The organism is Streptomyces rimosus, from assembly GCF_008704655.1.
Taxonomy (GTDB): domain Bacteria; phylum Actinomycetota; class Actinomycetes; order Streptomycetales; family Streptomycetaceae; genus Streptomyces; species Streptomyces rimosus.
Genome location: NZ_CP023688.1, coordinates 7,278,283 through 7,294,203, shown reverse-complemented (window position 1 = coordinate 7,294,203; position 15,921 = coordinate 7,278,283). Strand labels below are relative to the sequence as shown.

Genomic DNA, 15,921 nt, shown 5'->3' with positions numbered 1-15,921 from the left:
CGCTGCCCGTCCCGGCGGACCGGGACGGGCAGTGGTGCGGGCGCTTACGGGGGCGTCAGGCGCCCATCATGTGCACGCCGCCGTCGACGTGGACGACCTCGCCGGTGGTCTTCGGGAAGAAGTCCGAGAGCAGGCCGACGACACCGCGGCCGGCCGGCTCGGGGTCGGAGAGGTCCCAGCCGATGGGGGCACGGTGGTTCCACACGTCCGCCAGCTCCTCGAAGCCCGGGATGGACTTCGCGGCCATCGACTTGATGGGGCCCGCCGAGATCATGTTGCAGCGGATGTTCTTCTCGCCCAGGTCACGGGCGAGGTACCGGCTGGTGGACTCCAGGGCGGCCTTGGCCACGCCCATCCAGTCGTACTTCGGCCAGGCGATGGACCCGTCGAAGGTGATGCCCACGACCGAACCGCCCTGCGTCATCAGCGGCAGGCAGGCCATGGTCAGCGACTTCAGCGAGTACGAGGAGACGTGCAGCGCGGTGGACACGTCCTCCCAGTTCGCCTCCAGGAAGTTGAAGGCGCCCTGCGGGCCGAAGGCGATGGAGTGCACCACGCCGTCGAGCCGGCCGTCGTCACCGGTGTACTCGCGGATCTTGTCGGCGAGACCGTCCAGGTGCTCCTGGTTGGTGACGTCCAGCTCGATGACCGGGGCTTCCTTGGGCAGCCGCTTGGCGATCCGCTGCACGAGCGAGAGCCGGCCGAAGCCGGTGAGGATGACCTCGGCGCCCTCGTTCTGCGCGACCTTGGCCGCGTGGAAGGCGATCGAGCCGTCGGTGATGACGCCCGTGACGAGGATGCGCTTGCCTGCGAGGATTCCACTCATGCTGATCAGTGACCCATGCCCAATCCGCCGTCGACGGGAATGACGGCTCCGGTGATGTACGCGGCCTCGTCGGAGGCCAGGAAGCGGACCGAGGCGGCGATCTCCTCGGGCTGCGCGTAGCGCGCGAGCGGCACCTGCTTCACGATGCCCTCCCGCTGCTCGTCGGTGAGCGCACGGGTCATGTCGGTGTCGACGAAACCGGGCGCGACGACGTTGACGGTGATGTTACGGCTGCCCAGCTCGCGGGCGAGCGAGCGGGCGAAGCCCACCAGGCCCGCCTTGGAGGCGGCGTAGTTCGCCTGGCCCGCGGAGCCCAGCAGGCCCACGACGGACGAGATCAGCACGACGCGGCCCTTGCGCGCCCGCAGCATCCCGCGGTTGGCGCGCTTGACCACCCGGAACGTACCGGTGAGGTTGGTGTCGAGCACCGAGGCGAAGTCCTCCTCGGACATCCGCATCAGCAGCTGGTCGCGGGTGACGCCGGCGTTGGCCACCAGCACCTCGACCGCGCCCTGCTTCTCCTCGATCTCCTTGTAGGCCTGCTCGACCTGCTCAGCGTCCGTGATGTCGCACTTCACGGCCAAAAATCCCTCGGGCGGCTCCCCCGAGCGGTAGGTGATGGCGACCTTGTCGCCTGCCTCGGCGAAGGCCCGGGCGATGGCGAGGCCAATGCCGCGGTTGCCTCCGGTGACCAGAACCGAGCGGCTCAAGAGATCACCCTTTCCGTGTCCTGTCCGACCTGCGTTCGCTACGAAACTATCGGTCACCGGCCTCGTACGGAGAATCGAGCCCGGACAGGCGCGCACGCCGGTCACTGTCGGGTCCCTACAGAAGACGCCGCCGTCCGGGTCCCCCGCGGGGTGGGCCGGACGCCCCGGGGAGGGCATGATTCATGGCGCCGACCACGGGAGGACACCTTGCCTGTCACACCTCGTTCGATCGACGAGACGTTCCTCGCGCTGCCCCTGCGCGCGCTGGCCGACGCCGCGCTGGCGCGGGCCCGCGCGCTCGGCGCCGAGCACGCGGACTTCCGCCTGGAGCGGCTGCGCAGCGCGTCCTGGCGCCTGCGGGACGCCCGCCCTTCGGAGGCTTCCGACACCACCGACCTGGGCTACGCGGTGCGCGTGGTGCACAACGGCGCCTGGGGATTCGCCTCCGGTGTGGACCTCACGATGGACGCCGCGGCGCGTGTCGCCGGCCAGGCGGTGGCCATGGCGAAGCTCTCCGCCAAGGTGTCCGAGGCGGCCGGCTCCACCGAGCGTGTGGAGCTGGCGGACGAACCGGCCTACCCGGACCGCACCTGGATCTCCTCCTACGAGATCAACCCGTTCGACGTACCGGACGCCGACAAGACCGGCCTGCTGGCCGAGTGGAGCGCGCGGCTGCTGGCCGCACCGGGCGTGGCGCACGCGGACGCCGCACTGATGACCGTCCAGGAGAACAAGTTCTACGCCGACACGGCGGGCACCAGCACCACCCAGCAACGCATACGCCTCCACCCCCAGCTGACCGCGGTCGCCGTGGACCCGATGAGCGGCGAGTTCGACTCCATGCGCACACTCGCCCCGCCGGTGGGCCGAGGCTGGGAGTACCTCACCGGCGACCACTGGAACTGGGACGCGGAACTGGCGGAGATCCCGGCCCACCTCGCCGAGAAACTCCGCGCCCCCAGCGTCACCCCCGGCCGCTACGACCTGGTCGTGGACCCCTCCAACCTCTGGCTGACCATCCACGAGTCGATCGGCCACGCCACCGAACTGGACCGCGCCCTGGGCTACGAGGCCGCCTACGCGGGCACCTCCTTCGCCACCTACGACCAACTCGGCACACTCGCCTACGGCTCCGAAATCATGAACGTCACCGGCGACCGCACCGCCGAACACGGCCTGGCCACAATCGGCTGGGACGACGAGGGCGTAGCAGCCCAATCCTGGAACCTCATCCAGAACGGCACCCTGGTCGGCTACCAACTCGACCGCCGCATGGCCAAACTCACCGGCTCCCCCCGCTCCAACGGCTGCGCCTTCGCCGACTCCCCCGCACACGTCCCCGTCCAGCGGATGGCGAATGTGTCACTGCAACCCGCGCCACAGGGGCCGAGCACGGAGGAGCTGATTTCCGGGGTGGAGAGGGGGGTTTATGTGGTGGGGGATCGGTCTTGGTCCATTGATATGCAGCGGTACAACTTTCAGTTCACCGCCCAACGCTTCTTCCGTATCGAGAACGGCCGGCTCGCCGGACAACTCCGCGACGTCGCCTACCAAGCCACCACCACCGACTTCTGGGGATCGATGGCCGCGGTCGGTGGGCCGGATACGTACGTTCTGGGTGGGGCCTTCAATTGTGGGAAGGCGCAGCCGGGGCAGATCGCGGCCGTTTCGCACGGGTGTCCGGCGGCGCTGTTCACCGATGTCAGCATTCTGAATACGGCACAGGAGGCGGGTCGATGAGCCGTTCCGCGCGGGCGGGTGCGCCCCACGAGATTGTCGAGCGGGCCCTTGAATTGTCCCGGGCCGACGGGTGTGTGGTCATCGCGAGCGAGCGGTCCAGTGCCAATCTGCGGTGGGCCGGTAATGCGCTGACCACCAATGGGGTCACTCGCGGGCGGTCGCTGACGGTGATCGCGACGGTGGACGGTGCGCAGGGCACGGCGTCGGGTGTGGTGTCCCGGTCGGCGGTGACCGTGGCCGATCTGGAGCCGCTGGTGCGGGAGGCGGAGGCGGCAGCGCGGGCGGCGGGGCCCGCCGAGGATGCGGGGCCGCTGGTTTCCGGGGCCGCGCCGTCGCCGGACTTCACCGATGCCCCGGCCGAGACTTCTTCCGCGGTGTTCGACTCCTTCGCGCCCGCGCTGGGTGAATCGTTCAAGCGGGCCAGGGACGGCGGGCGTGAGCTGTACGGGTTCGCGTTTCACGAGGTGGTCTCGTCCTACCTCGGGTCTTCCACGGGGCTGCGGCTGCGGCACGACCAGCCCACCGGGACGCTGGAGCTGAACGCCAAGTCCCCGGACCGCACCCGGTCCGCGTGGGCGGGGCTGTCCACCCGGGACTTCCGCGACACGGACCCGCTGGCCATGGACGCGGAGCTGGCCACCCGGCTCGGCTGGGCCGAGCGGCGCGTCGAGCTGCCGGCCGGGCGGTACGAGACGCTGCTGCCGCCGACGGCCGTCGCCGACCTGCTCGTGTACCAGCAGTGGTCGGCGGTGGCCCGGGACGCCGCCGAGGGCCGTACGGTCTTCTCCCGGCCCGGCGGCGGCACCCTCGTCGGCAGCAAGATCGCCGGGCTGCCGCTGACGCTGCGCAGCGACCCGGGCGCCCCGGGCCTGGAGTGCGCGCCGTTCGTCCTGGCCCATGCATCCGGCGACGACGCCTCCGTGTTCGACAACGGGCTGCCGCTGGAGCCGACCGACTGGATACGCGACGGCGAGCTGCGGCGGCTGGTGACCACCCGGTACGGCGCCGGGCTGACCGGGCTGCCGGTGGCGCCGGGCATCGACAACCTGATCCTGGACGGCGGCGGCGCCCGGTCGCTGGAGGAGATGGTGGCGGGCACCGAGCGGGGGCTGCTGCTGACCTGCCTGTGGTACATCCGCGAGGTGGACCCGGCGACACTGCTGCTCACGGGGCTGACCAGGGACGGCGTCTATCTGGTCGAGAACGGTGAGGTGACCGGCGAGGTGAACAACTTCCGGTTCAACGAGTCGCCGGTGGACCTGCTGGCGCGGGCCGCGGAGGCGGGCCGTACGGAGCGCACGCTGCCGCGGGAATGGAGCGACTACTTCACCCGCGCCGCGATGCCGGCCCTGCGGATTCCGGACTTCAACATGAGTTCGGTGAGCCCCGGGGTGTGAGATCGGCGGGTATCCGGCCGGGCCCGGGCGGGCGTGCGCCCGGGCCCGGCCACCACCTCGAATAGACTCTCCCTTCGTCCTCCCGTACGGGAAAACCGACCGATCAGGAACGCCATGACACGCCTCGGCGAATCCGTCGCCCGCGCCAGCTCGCTGCTCTCCGCAGATCTCTCCGCCGACTCCACCGTCGCGGAGCTGCTCCAGGAGACGGGTGCGCGGCGCTATCTGGACCTGACGGACCTGCCCGCCAAGGAGCAGGCCGAGCTGATCGCCTCCCGTACCGTCGAGGTGCTGCCGGGCGTGAACCAGCTGGCCGAGCGGATCGAGGAGCGCCGGGCGGCGGGCAAGGGCCTGCACATCAAGCTGGGCATCGACCCGACCGCCACCGACGTCCACCTCGGGCACGCGGTGCCGCTGATCATCCTGAGCCGGTTCCAGCGGCTCGGGCACGACGTGACGCTGATCATCGGCGACTTCACCGCCAAGATCGGCGACCCGTCGGGCCGTACGGCCGAGCGCCCGCCGCTGACCGACGAGGACATCGCCGCCAACCTGGCCAGCTACCGCGACCAGGTCCGGCCGTTCTTCGACTTCGAGAAGGTCAGCTTCCGCCAGAACAGCGAGTGGCTGGCCCCGTACACCTTCCCCGAGCTGCTGGGGCTGCTCTCCCAGGTGCCGGTCTCGCAGCTGCTCCAGCGTGAGGACTTCCGCAACCGGCTCGCCGCGGGCTCCGGCCTGACGATGACCGAGCTGCTGTACCCGATCGCGCAGGGCCTGGACTCGGTGGCGCTGGAGTGCGACGTGGAGCTGGGCGGCGCCGACCAGCTGCTCAACCTCCAGATGGGCCGCAAGCTGATGGAGCTGCGCGGGCAGCGGCCGCAGCTGGTCGTCACCATGCCGCTGATCGAGGGCACGGACGGCACCGGCGCCAAGATGTCCAAGTCCAAGGGCAACTACGTGGGGCTCAGCGCGCCCGCCGACGATGTCTTCGGCAAGATCATGTCGGTGCCGGACCGGCTGATGGAGCCGTACCTGAAGGCATGGACGGAGTGGACCGACGAGGAGATCGCGGTCGTCCTGGCCCGGGTCGCGGACAAGAGCTTGCACCCGATGGACCTGAAGAAGGTCCTGGCGGGCGAGGTCGTGACGGCGCTGTACGGGCTGGAGGCGGCGATGGCCGCGCGCGCCGGGTTCGTGGCGCAGTTCTCCAAGAAGTCCTTCGCCGACGTAAGCACGCTGCCGGTGGTGGACGTCGCCGAGCACGGCGCGGAGACGGTGGCCACGGTCCTGACCAAGGTCCTGGAGTTCACGCCGAGCGCCTCGGCGGCCCGGCGGCTGGCCAAGCAGAACGCGCTGCGCCTGGTCGTGGAGGCCCCGGAGGGGCAGCAGACGCTGGTGCTGGCCGAGTCCGAGGCGATCCGGCCGCTGGGCGAGGTGCTGGCCGAGAAGCTGGCCGGGGTGTCCGGTACGGCGTACCTGAAGGCGGGCCGCAAGCTGGCTCAGCTCGAAGGCCGCTGAGGCGGACGAGGCCCTGAGGCCGACACGGACAGGACCGGCCGGTGCGCGTCGTTCGCGCACCGGTCGGCGTGTGTCTCCCTCGTGCCTGTTGCTCTCAGGTCGTTTCTCTGTGCCGGCCGCGTACGGCGGCCCAGAGCCGGTCACCGATGGCGACCACGATGACCGCGCCGACCAGCTGCAGCACGTGCCGTGTCCAGTCGACGCCCTTGGTGTCGTTGACCCCGATACCGGTGGCGAGCCAGTTGCCCAGGACGCTGCCGAGCATGCCGCAGATCACGGTCAGCCAGAGCGGGATCGCCTGCTTGCCGGGAAGAATCGCCTTGGCGATCAGGCCCAGGACCAGGCCCACGATGATTGCCCACAACCAAGTCATGTCGCCTCCTCAAGCGGCGCGCGCACGCAATCGTGCACCGTCAGTCTCACTCCGGACGCGCTACGCCGCACGTCGGAGCGGTCCGTACGCGCGGGAGCGGTACGGACCCGGCCCGCCCGTATCGCGCCCCGGTCTCGAAGGCTGCGCAGGCGCGGCGTAACGTGGAATCGGTGCGGAACCGGGGAGAATCCGGCACGACAAGCAGGTGGTGGAACGTGATGCGGAAGCAGACCGGCGCCCAGCCCTTCCGGATCACGGGAGCGCGACGGGGCCTGACCGAGGATGTGCGGGGCCGGCAGCGCCGGTATGTGATCTCGATGTCGGTGCGGACCGTGGCCGTGGTGCTCACGGCCGTGCTCTGGAACATCGAGCGTCACGTGGCCATCGCCACCCTGGTGCTGGGGGTGGTCCTGCCGTATGTCGCGGTGGTCATCGCCAACGCCGGGCGGGAGAACGTACGTTCACTGCCGTCCACCTTCATACCGGCGCCCACCCGGCCGATGCTGGGTCCCGGGAGCACCGATGGCCCGGCGGAACCCGTCCCGGAAGCGGCCGGACCGGATGCGGACGGCCCGCGGCGGGAGCGGAGTTGACCCGTCCGCGATCTGCAAAGCTCAGAAAAAGCTCAGATCAATCATGCGGTTCCGGTGCACCGGGCCCACTCTCGCGTGACATACTGCGTACGCGCTCCGCATCCCCCGTCGGAGCGACGGACCGACGCCGGGCGGCTCCCCCCGTGGCTGCCCGGCGTCGCCATGTCCGCCTCCGGGGCGACGTAGGGTTGAGGCCGTGAACTCCCCTGACGCCCCGCTTCCCGACCCCTCCGGCTCCGCCGGAAATCCCGCATCGCCGCAGGTCCCGGGCCTGCCGGGCCTGCCCGGCTCGACGCCGCAACCGGCCGCGGAGACGCCGGTCTGCTCGGCCAAGGGCTGCCGCGCCGACGCCGTGTGGGTCCTCGCCTGGAACAACCCGAAGCTGCATACGCCGGAGCGCCGCAAGACCTGGCTCGCGTGCGACGAGCACCGCGAACACCTGTCCAACTTCCTTAACTTGCGCGGGTTCTTGAAGGACGTCGTGACACTGGCGGAGTGGGAGAAGGGCGCGGCGGACCGCCCGGCCGACGACCGCCCGACAAGCGGCTGACCCCACCGTGGATCGCCTCACACCGGCCTCACCAGCGGCCGGCCCGCCGTCGGCCGCCCGCCGCCATTGGTCCGGCCACTGAAGGCGGGACGACCGGTCGGGCGCGGCCCCGCCCCCGTACCTAGCCGCCGATCGCCGACATCGGCCGCTCCGGCTGAAGGAACGACGGGTCGTCCAGCCCCGACCCGGCCTTCTTGCCCCACATCGCCTGCTTCCAGATGCGGGCTATCTCCGCGTCCGGCGCGGTGGAGCGCAGCGCGGCGCGCAAGTCCGTTTCCTCGGTGGCGAACAGGCACGTACGGACCTGGCCGTCGGCGGTCAGACGCGTACGGTCGCAGGCGCGGCAGAAGGGGCGGGTGACCGAGGCGATGACGCCGACGCGGTGCGGGCCGCCGTCGACGAGCCAGCGCTCGGCCGGGGCGGAGCCGCGCTCCTCCTGGCCCTCGGGGGTGAGCGTGAAGCGGGTGCGCAGCGAGGCCAGGATGTCACCGGCGGTGATCATGCCCTCGCGCTTCCAGCCGTGCTGGGCGTCGAGCGGCATCTGCTCGATGAACCGCAGCTCGTAGTCGTGGGCGATGGCCCAGGCCAGCAGGTCGGGAGCCTCGTCGTCGTTGAGTCCCGGCATCAGGACGCTGTTGACCTTGACCGGGGTGAGGCCGGCGGCGCGGGCCGCCTCCAGGCCGCGCAGCACGTCCTCGTGGCGCTTGCGGCGGGTCAGGGCGCGGAAGACGTCCGGGCGGAGCGTATCGAGGGAGACGTTGACGCGGTCCAGGCCGGCGGCGCGCAGGGCGGTGGCGGTGCGCTCCAGGCCGATGCCGTTGGTGGTCAGGGACATCTGCGGGCGGGGCTCCAGGGCGGCGACGCGCTCGACGATGCCGACCAGGCCGGGGCGCAGCAGGGGCTCCCCGCCGGTGAAGCGGACCTCCTCGATGCCGAGGTCGGTGACCGCGATGCGGATCAGGCGGACGATCTCGTCGTCGGTGAGCAGGTCCGGCTTGGCGAGCCACTGCAGGCCCTCCTCGGGCATGCAGTAGGTGCAGCGCAGGTTGCACCGGTCGGTCAGCGAGACGCGCAGGTCGGTGGCCACGCGACCGTATGTGTCGATGAGCACTGCTGCCCCCTGCCCGAGAGCACTCCTGCCCCCATGCCCGAGTCCGATCAGTTCGTCTTCGAGCCTACGCGATGGGTCTGACAGCCGGCACGGGTGAGAAATCACGAGGCGGGCGGGGTGGCGTCGTAGATCCCTACGACCCCACCCCGCCCGCCGGTGGGGCGTCCCTGCGGCGGCCCCGGGTCAGTGCGCCCCGGTGCCGGTCAGCGAGCGGACCTCCAGTTCGGCGTACTTCTTCACGTCCGGCTCCTCCTTGGACAGCAGCGAGCCCAGCCAGCCCAGCAGGAAGCCCAGCGGGATGGAGATCAGGCCCGGGTTCTCCAGCGGGAAGAAGTGGAAGTCCGCGCCGGGGAACATCGAGGTCGGCTTGCCGGAGACGACCGGGGAGAAGAGCACGAGCAGGACGGAGGAGGCCAGGCCGCCGTAGATGGACCACAGCGCGCCCTGGGTGGTGAACCGCTTCCAGAACAGGCTGTAGAGGATCGTCGGCAGGTTGGCGGAGGCCGCGACGGCGAAGGCGAGGGCGACCAGGCCCGCGACGTTCAGGCCGCGGGCGAAGACGCCGAGGACGATGGCGACGGCGCCGATGCCCACGGTCGCCCAGCGGGCCGCGGCCACCTCCTCCTTCTCGGTGGCCTTGCCCTTGCGGAAGACGTTCACGTACAGGTCGTGCGCGAAGGACGAGGACGAGGCGAGGGTGAGCCCGGCGACGACCGCGAGGATGGTCGCGAAGGCCACCGCGGAGATCACCGCGAGCAGGATCGCGCCGCCGGTGGAGTCGGCGCCGCCGCCGATCTCCTGGGCGAGCAGCGGTGCCGCGGTGTTGCCCGCCTTGTTGGACGCGATGATCGTGGCGGGCTTTATCAGGGCGGCGGCGCCGAAGCCGAGCGCGATGGTCATCAGGTAGAAGACGCCGATGATGCCGATCGCCCAGTTCACGGACTTACGGGCGGCCTTGGCCGTGGGCACGGTGTAGAAGCGGATGAGGATGTGCGGCAGGCCCGCGGTGCCCAACACCAGCGCGATGCCCAGCGAGATGAAGTCGATCTTCGAGGTGGCGGTCACGCCGTACTTCAGACCGGGCTCCAGGAAGGCCGCGCCCTTGCCGCTCTGTTCGGCGGCCCTGCCCAGCAGGGTGGAGATGTTGAAGTTGAACTTGAGCATCACCAGGAACGTGATGAGCAGGGTGCCCGCGATCAGCAGGACGGCCTTGACCATCTGGACCCAGGTGGTGCCCTTCATGCCGCCGATGGTCACGTAGAGGATCATCACGATGCCGACCAGGACGACGACCAGGATCTTGCCGGCCTCGCTGGTGATCCCGAGCAGCAGGGTGACCAGGGCGCCCGCGCCCGCCATCTGGGCGAGCAGATAGAAGATCGAGACGATGATCGTGGAGACGCCGGCGGCGGTGCGCACCGGGCGCTGGCGCATCCGGTACGCGAGCACGTCGCCCATCGTGAACCGCCCCGAGTTGCGCAGCGGTTCGGCCACCAGCAGGAGGGCCACGAGCCAGGCGACGAGGAAGCCGATGGAGTACAGGAAACCGTCGTACCCGAAGAGGGCGATGGCGCCGGCGATGCCCAGGAAGGACGCGGCGGACATGTAGTCGCCGGAGATCGCCAGGCCGTTCTGGAAGCCGCTGAACTGGCGGCCGCCCGCGTAGAAGTCCTCGGCGCCCCGGGTCTGCCGGCCGGCCCAGACGGTGATGCCCAGGGTCGCGGCGACGAAGACCGCGAACAGGGTGATGATCAGGGCCCGGTGCTCGCCGGCGTCGCTCGCGGCGAGCTGTCCCGCGCCGTCGGCGAGCTGCCGCGCGCCGGTGGTGATCCGTTCGGTCGGGCTCATGCGTCACCCTCCAGGCGGGCCTTGATCGCCTCGGCCTTCGGGTCGAGCTTGGCGGCGGCGTGCCGGGAGTACCACCAGGCGATGAGGAAGGTGGTCACGAACTGCGCGATACCGAGGACGAAGGCGACGTTGACGTTGCCGAAGACCTTGGTGCCCATGAAGCCGCCCGCGTAGCTGGAGAGCAGCACGTACAGCAGGTACCAGAGGATGAAGGCGACAGTGAGCGGAAAGGCGAACGACCGGTACGAGCGGCGCAGTTCGCCGAATTCCGGGCCTGCCTGGACCGCGGTGAAGTCCGGCGGCCGGGGCGGCCCCGGGTCGGTGGGCGGCGGTGCGGTGCTCACGGGATCTCCTGGGTGCGTAGGGGCGGACGACGGAACCCGGTGATAAAGCGTGCGTAAGTGATCCGGATCACGCATCGTAGAGGTGCGGCATGCGTTGCGACAGAGGCTGGTTGGTTGAATTCGGCAGGAAGTGGGAACACCGGCCGCCACCGCGGCGGAGCCCGTTCGTTGGGCCGGGTGTGATGTCCACACCGCACACCGGGCCCGCGGGGCCGGGCCGCCGTCCGTACGGGGCCGTGCGGCTGGCCGCGCCGGTCGTGGCCGCGCCGCCCTCGCGGCGGCCCGTGCGGGTGGCGCCGGGGCGCTGGTACGGCCCCCGTCCCCCGCTGCCGCCGCTGAGCCTGGCGGCGCTGCGGCGGGAGCCCTGAGGCCGCACCCGGGCCCGGCCCGTGATGCTTCCGTGACCGTGGCGGCGGCTGACGGCGAGTCAATCCGCGGCTTGTGGCAGGTTTTCTCCGTGATCCATTGATGTTCCGTGGTCGACACGGATAACTTCTCGGGGACTTGCCGCGCACGGGAGCTGTTCCCCCGTTCGGCGGTATCCACCTGCCCGTACGCGACCCGTGTACGGGAGGTCTCACGGATGATGTGGAGTACCCATGGCGCATCCCCGATCCAGACGGGTGCGGGCGCTGGCCGTACCGCTCGGACTGGCTCTGACGGCATCCCTCGGCTTCCTGCCGGGCGCGGCCACCGCCGCCCCGCAGGCCGCGGCCCCGGCGGCCGCCGTCAAGACCGACGGCCCGCTGCTGTCGTACGTCGTGAACGCCACCCCGGGCCAGGCCTCGGTCAAGCGCGTCACGAAGGCGATATCCGAGGCCGGCGGGAAGGTGATCATCGCCCACGAGAAGATAGGCGTGATCGTCGTCCACTCGGCCAACCCGCTGTTCGCCGCGACCATACGCAAGACGCCCGGCGTGCAGTCCGCCGGTGCCACCCGTACGGCACCGCTGAAGGCGTCCGGCACCACGGACGTCGGCAAACCCCAGAAGGTCGAGCGGCTGACCGCCGACAAGGCGGCCAAGGCGGCCCGTGTGGCCAACGCCGCGGGCGACGACAAGGAGCCGCTGGAGCCGCTCCAGTGGGACATCCCCGCGATCAAGGCCGACCAGGCCGCGAAGATCGACGAGGGCAGCAAGAAGGTCACCGTCGCCGTCATCGACACCGGTGTGGACGACACCCACCCGGACCTGAAGGCCAACTTCGCCCCGAAGCAGTCGGCGAACTGCGTGGGCGGCGTGGCGGACACCTCCCCCGGCGCCTGGCGTCCGTACGACCCGGCCGAGGACTACCACGGCACGCACGTCGCGGGCACCATCGCCGCCGCGCGCAACGGTGTCGGCGTGGCCGGTGTGGCCCCGGGCGTCAAGATCTCCGCGATCAAGGTCAGCGAGCCCAAGACGAGCCTGTTCTACGCCGAGAACGTGGTGTGCGCGTTCGTCTTCGCGGCCGACCACGGCGCGAAGGTCACGAACAACAGCTACTACGTCGACCCGTGGATGTTCAACTGCAAGGACGACCTGGACCAGGGCGCCATCGTGGACGCCGTCGGCCGGGCCGCCAAGTACGCCGAGGGCAAGGGCGTGGTGAACGTCGCCGCGGCCGGCAACTCCAACATGGACCTGGCGGCGGCGCAGCTGACCGACACCTCCAGCCCGAACGACTCCACGCCGGTGACGCGCACCATCGACCCGAAGAAGTGCTGGGACGTCCCGACCCAGCTGCCGGGCACCGTCACGGTGGCCTCGACGGGCGTGAAGGGCCTGAAGTCGTACTTCTCGAACTACGGCAACGGCGTGATCGACGTGGCGGCGCCGGGCGGCGACTCCCGCCAGGTCCCGGAGCTGCCCGCCAAGAACGGCGGCATCCTGTCGACCATGCCCGGCGGTGACTACGGCTACCTCCAGGGCACCTCGATGGCCAGCCCGCACGTCGCCGGTGTCGTGGCGCTCCTGAAGAGCACCCACCCGAAGTCCAGCCCGCAGGAGATCCAGTGGCTCCTGAAGATGCAGGCTGACAACCCGGGCTGCCCGACCGCCGACAAGACGTGCACCGGTACTCAGCACGTCAACGGCCACTACGGCTACGGCATCGTGGACGCGCTGGACGCGGTCCAGGACTGATGCCGCCGAGGGACCGGTGACGGTTCCGAGGCAGGGGCCGGGCGGCGTGCCGCCCGGCCCCACCGCCGTTTCACCTGCCTGCCCAAGCAGGAAGCCGCCCAACCTGCCAAAGCAGGCGGCCGGTTCACCTGCCCAGGTAGGCGGCCAGCCGGTCCGCTCCCCCAGCCGCCGGCGGTGCGGTCCGCTCGGGCGCGAAGGAGCCGCCCTCCGTGCGCGGCGCGGCTCCGTAGATGCCGCGCGCCGCTTCCAGTACCTCATCGGCGACCTCAGGCGCCAGATCCGTGCTCGCGCCGAGCGCGCGGGCCAGGTCCCAGCCGTGCGCGAGGAGTTCGACAGCGGCCTGCTGCGCGAACAGGGCGCCAGGGGCTCCGTACGGGCCGTACGTGCGCTCCAGCAGCCCGGTGCCGGTGAACGCCGCGAGCAGTGCGCCCACCGATGCCCGGAAGGCGGCGGCGTGGTCGTCGCCCAGGTGGTCGGCGTCCGGGTCGGTACGCGGCGCGTCCCGGGCGATCGAGGTGATCATGAGGTTTTCCCACGTCATGTGGTCGATGAGCTGCCGTACGGTCCAGTCGTCGCACGGCGTGGGCCGCTCCAGTGCTTCCCCCGGTACGGCGTCGACCAGCGCGGCGACATGCGCGGCCACCCGCTCGTACACGTACAGCGCGCGCTGCGCGTCCGGCGCGGGCGGCAGGACGAGACCCGGGCCGGGCTCCGGGTGAGCGCGCAGCGCGCCGGCGGTCCAGGTGCCCGCCGCGCTCCAACTGGGCGGCTGTGGACGGCCGGTGGCGGTGCACATCAGCTGCCAGTAGCGCTCGATGTGCGGTTCGGCGGCGGCCTCCAACTGCTCCAGCAGCCTGGCGCGCGCGTGGGCGTCGTCCCGTTGGGGCGGGTCGGCCGTACCCGCCTGAGTGGGCAGCCAGGCGGCGACCAGTTCCGCCACGACGGGCTCCGCCGCCGGGGAGTCGGCGGCGACACCGGCCGCGAGGGCCGTCTCCGCGCGCTCACGCATCAGGCCGGCGACCCGCGCCGCGTCCTCGGCGGCCGTCGCGGACGGTTCGGCGGGGGTGGTGCGGGCGCTGTACTCGGCCAGGCGGCGCAGCGCGGCCCGTACTTCGGGGCGCTGTACGAGGTCGGCCAGGTCGATCCAGGCGGCGAGCTGGTCGGGCGCGGGGTCCTCGGGCAGGTCCGGGGCCGCGGCCAGCAGTCCGGCGCGGTAGGCGGGGGCGGCCACGCCGTCCAGGGCGTCCGCGATGAACTCCTCGATGATGCGGCGCCGTTCGGCGGCGGTCAGGCGGGCGAGTCGGTGCACGTCCGGTAGCTCCTCGGCTGCGGTGCCCCGCGCGGCCACCGCCCGCAGCACGGCGCGCCGCAGGCGCAGCGTGCGGATCTGCGTGTCCAGGGCGTCCGCCCAGCACCCGGCCGTGTCGGCGACGGTGCGCTCGCTGCGCAGTACGGCCCGGATGTCCGCGACGCCGATGCCGAGGTCGCGCAGCGTGCGCACGATCTCCAGGCGGGCGGGCGCTTCCGGGCCGTACAGGCGGTAGCCCGCGGGGGTGCGGGCGGCGGGCGGCAGCAGGCCCTCGTCCGACCAGCGCCGTACCGTCTTCACCGGCACTCCGGTGCGCCGGGCCAGCGCGCCGATCGTCAGCAGGCCGCCGCCGTCCTCGTTCATGCCGTCCACTGTCGGGTCTCCCCCGGCGGGAGACTCAAGCCCGCGGCCGTGTTCGCCGGTCAGGGCTTGACCAGCACCTTCAGCGCGGTGCGCGCGTCCATGGCGCGGTAGCCGTCCGGGACGCCGTCGAGGTCCACGGTCAGGTCGAAGACCGGCGACGGGTCGAGGGTGCCGTCCAGGACGTCGGGCAGCAGTTCGGGGATGTACGTACGGACGGGGGCGACGCCGCCGCGTACCGCGATGTTGTTCTGGAACAGCGTCTCCATGTTCAGGCCGTTGCCGCTGCCGTGCGGGACGCCGACCCAGCCGACGGCGCCACCGGGGCGGGCGATGCCGACCGCGGTGGCCATGGACTGCTCGGTGCCGACGGCCTCGATGACGGCGTGCGCACCCCGGCCGCCGGTCAGCTCGCGCACCGCCGCCACGGCCGCGTCGCCGCGCTCGGCGACCACGTCGGTGGCGCCGAAGGTGCGGGCGAGATCCGTACGGGCGGTGTGCCGGCCGAGCGCGATGATCCGCTCGGCGCCCAGCCGCTTGGCGGCGAGCACCCCGCACAGCCCGACCGCGCCGTCGCCGACGACCGCGACCGTCGCGCCGGGCCGGACGCCCGCGCCGACCGCCGCGTGGTGGCCGGTGCCGAGCACGTCGGAGAGGGTCAGCAGGGCGGTCAGCAGCCGGTCGTCGCCGGCCGCGTCGGCGGGCAGCGTGACCAGGGTGCCGTCGGCGTACGGGACGCGGACGGCCTCGGCCTGGCCGCCGTCCGAGCCGGGCGTACCGCCCCAGAACCCGCCGTGCTCACAGGAGGTCGTCAGGCCCTCGGCGCAGAACTCGCACACGCCGTCGGACCAGGTGAAGGGCGCGACGACGAGGTCACCGGGCCGGACGCCGGACACCTCGGGGCCGGTCTCCTCGACCACACCGAGGAACTCGTGGCCGATCCGCTGCCCGCGCTCGCGCGGGATCTCGCCCCGGTAGGCCCACAGGTCGCTGCCGCATATACAGGCCCGCAGCACCCGCACCACCGCGTCCCCCGGTTCCCGGACGGCGGCGTCCGGGACCTCTTCGACGCGGATGTCGTGGGGTGCGTGGAGGGTGGTGGCGCGCATGACGTACGTT

At 71.5% G+C, this 15,921-nt stretch carries 15 protein-coding genes; 7 read left to right on the top strand and 8 right to left on the bottom strand.

The window, feature by feature from the left end:
* Nucleotides 1-55: 55 nt before the first annotated feature.
* Nucleotides 56-826 (bottom strand): enoyl-ACP reductase FabI, encoded by a 771-nt coding sequence (gene fabI, locus CP984_RS31845; RefSeq protein ID WP_003985789.1) that lies wholly within the window; start codon nt 824-826, stop codon nt 56-58.
* 5 nt (nt 827-831) lie between these two features.
* Nucleotides 832-1,536, bottom strand: a complete 705-nt coding sequence (gene fabG / locus CP984_RS31840) for a 3-oxoacyl-[acyl-carrier-protein] reductase (protein ID WP_003985790.1) — start codon at nt 1,534-1,536, stop codon at nt 832-834.
* Nucleotides 1,537-1,743: 207 nt separating this feature from the next.
* Here fabG and CP984_RS31835 point away from each other — a divergent pair, with 207 nt between their 5' ends.
* The 3 genes from CP984_RS31835 to tyrS all read left to right on the top strand — a co-directional run bounded on the left by CP984_RS31835 (nt 1,744) and on the right by tyrS (nt 6,191).
* Nucleotides 1,744-3,276 (top strand): TldD/PmbA family protein, encoded by a 1,533-nt coding sequence (locus CP984_RS31835; protein WP_003985791.1) that lies wholly within the window; start codon nt 1,744-1,746, stop codon nt 3,274-3,276.
* Nucleotides 3,273-4,673: a metallopeptidase TldD-related protein gene (locus tag CP984_RS31830; RefSeq protein WP_003985792.1), complete on the top strand. Its 1,401-nt coding sequence runs from the start codon at nt 3,273-3,275 to the stop codon at nt 4,671-4,673. The genes CP984_RS31835 and CP984_RS31830 overlap by 4 nt, the downstream gene beginning before the upstream one ends.
* 114 nt (nt 4,674-4,787) lie before the next feature.
* Complete coding sequence (gene tyrS, locus CP984_RS31825) at nt 4,788-6,191, top strand: tyrosine--tRNA ligase (protein WP_003985793.1); 1,404 nt, start codon at nt 4,788-4,790, stop codon at nt 6,189-6,191.
* 94 nt (nt 6,192-6,285) lie between these two features.
* Here tyrS and CP984_RS31820 read toward each other — a convergent pair whose 3' ends face one another.
* On the bottom strand, nt 6,286-6,564 hold the full coding sequence (locus tag CP984_RS31820) for a GlsB/YeaQ/YmgE family stress response membrane protein (RefSeq protein ID WP_003985794.1): 279 nt from the start codon (nt 6,562-6,564) through the stop codon (nt 6,286-6,288).
* A gap of 218 nt (nt 6,565-6,782) precedes the next feature.
* Here CP984_RS31820 and CP984_RS31815 point away from each other — a divergent pair, with 218 nt between their 5' ends.
* Nucleotides 6,783-7,157: a DUF3099 domain-containing protein gene (locus CP984_RS31815; protein WP_003985795.1), complete on the top strand. Its 375-nt coding sequence runs from the start codon at nt 6,783-6,785 to the stop codon at nt 7,155-7,157.
* Between the two features lie 280 nt (nt 7,158-7,437).
* Nucleotides 7,438-7,707: a hypothetical protein gene (locus CP984_RS31810; RefSeq protein WP_030180498.1), complete on the top strand. Its 270-nt coding sequence runs from the start codon at nt 7,438-7,440 to the stop codon at nt 7,705-7,707.
* 121 nt (nt 7,708-7,828) lie between these two features.
* On the opposite strand, the gene moaA is transcribed toward CP984_RS31810, so the two are convergent.
* The 3 genes from moaA to CP984_RS31795 form a co-directional block, all read right to left on the bottom strand.
* Nucleotides 7,829-8,818 (bottom strand): GTP 3',8-cyclase MoaA, encoded by a 990-nt coding sequence (moaA, locus tag CP984_RS31805; RefSeq protein ID WP_003985797.1) that lies wholly within the window; start codon nt 8,816-8,818, stop codon nt 7,829-7,831.
* A 183-nt stretch (nt 8,819-9,001) separates the two neighbouring features.
* On the bottom strand, nt 9,002-10,666 hold the full coding sequence (locus tag CP984_RS31800; RefSeq protein WP_003985798.1) for a solute symporter family protein: 1,665 nt from the start codon (nt 10,664-10,666) through the stop codon (nt 9,002-9,004).
* Nucleotides 10,663-11,010 carry a DUF485 domain-containing protein gene (locus CP984_RS31795; protein ID WP_003985799.1) on the bottom strand — a complete coding sequence of 116 codons (348 nt, stop codon included), beginning with the start codon at nt 11,008-11,010 and terminating at the stop codon, nt 10,663-10,665. Before CP984_RS31795 ends, CP984_RS31800 begins: the two co-directional genes overlap by 4 nt.
* 182 nt (nt 11,011-11,192) lie before the next feature.
* On the opposite strand from CP984_RS31795, the gene CP984_RS31790 reads away from it, so the two are divergent.
* Nucleotides 11,193-11,378, top strand: coding sequence for a hypothetical protein (locus CP984_RS31790; protein WP_030180501.1), 186 nt, complete (start codon nt 11,193-11,195; stop codon nt 11,376-11,378).
* A gap of 231 nt (nt 11,379-11,609) precedes the next feature.
* Nucleotides 11,610-13,133: a S8 family peptidase gene (locus CP984_RS31785; protein ID WP_030180504.1), complete on the top strand. Its 1,524-nt coding sequence runs from the start codon at nt 11,610-11,612 to the stop codon at nt 13,131-13,133.
* A 124-nt stretch (nt 13,134-13,257) separates the two neighbouring features.
* Here the strand turns inward: CP984_RS31785 and CP984_RS31780 are convergent, their stop codons facing one another.
* Together CP984_RS31780 and CP984_RS31775 are read right to left on the bottom strand one after the other, a co-directional pair.
* Nucleotides 13,258-14,805: a TIGR03086 family metal-binding protein gene (locus tag CP984_RS31780; protein ID WP_030180507.1), complete on the bottom strand. Its 1,548-nt coding sequence runs from the start codon at nt 14,803-14,805 to the stop codon at nt 13,258-13,260.
* Nucleotides 14,806-14,864: 59 nt separating this feature from the next.
* Nucleotides 14,865-15,911: a zinc-dependent alcohol dehydrogenase family protein gene (locus CP984_RS31775; RefSeq protein ID WP_003984905.1), complete on the bottom strand. Its 1,047-nt coding sequence runs from the start codon at nt 15,909-15,911 to the stop codon at nt 14,865-14,867.
* Between the last annotated feature and the right edge of the window lie 10 nt (nt 15,912-15,921).

Excerpts from the sequence above, each read along its gene's own strand:
- fabI (WP_003985789.1), bottom strand. The coding sequence starts at position 826 with ATGAGTGGAATCCTCGCAGGCAAGCGCATCCTCGTCACGGGCGTCATC.
- CP984_RS31830 (WP_003985792.1), top strand. The coding sequence starts at position 3,273 with ATGAGCCGTTCCGCGCGGGCGGGTGCGCCCCACGAGATTGTCGAGCGG.
- tyrS (WP_003985793.1), top strand. The coding sequence starts at position 4,788 with ATGACACGCCTCGGCGAATCCGTCGCCCGCGCCAGCTCGCTGCTCTCC.
- CP984_RS31820 (WP_003985794.1), bottom strand. The coding sequence starts at position 6,564 with ATGACTTGGTTGTGGGCAATCATCGTGGGCCTGGTCCTGGGCCTGATC.
- CP984_RS31815 (WP_003985795.1), top strand. The coding sequence starts at position 6,783 with ATGCGGAAGCAGACCGGCGCCCAGCCCTTCCGGATCACGGGAGCGCGA.
- CP984_RS31800 (WP_003985798.1), bottom strand. The coding sequence starts at position 10,666 with ATGAGCCCGACCGAACGGATCACCACCGGCGCGCGGCAGCTCGCCGAC.
- CP984_RS31790 (WP_030180501.1), top strand. The coding sequence starts at position 11,193 with ATGTCCACACCGCACACCGGGCCCGCGGGGCCGGGCCGCCGTCCGTAC.
- CP984_RS31785 (WP_030180504.1), top strand. The coding sequence starts at position 11,610 with ATGGCGCATCCCCGATCCAGACGGGTGCGGGCGCTGGCCGTACCGCTC.
- CP984_RS31780 (WP_030180507.1), bottom strand. The coding sequence starts at position 14,805 with ATGAACGAGGACGGCGGCGGCCTGCTGACGATCGGCGCGCTGGCCCGG.
- CP984_RS31775 (WP_003984905.1), bottom strand. The coding sequence starts at position 15,911 with ATGCGCGCCACCACCCTCCACGCACCCCACGACATCCGCGTCGAAGAG.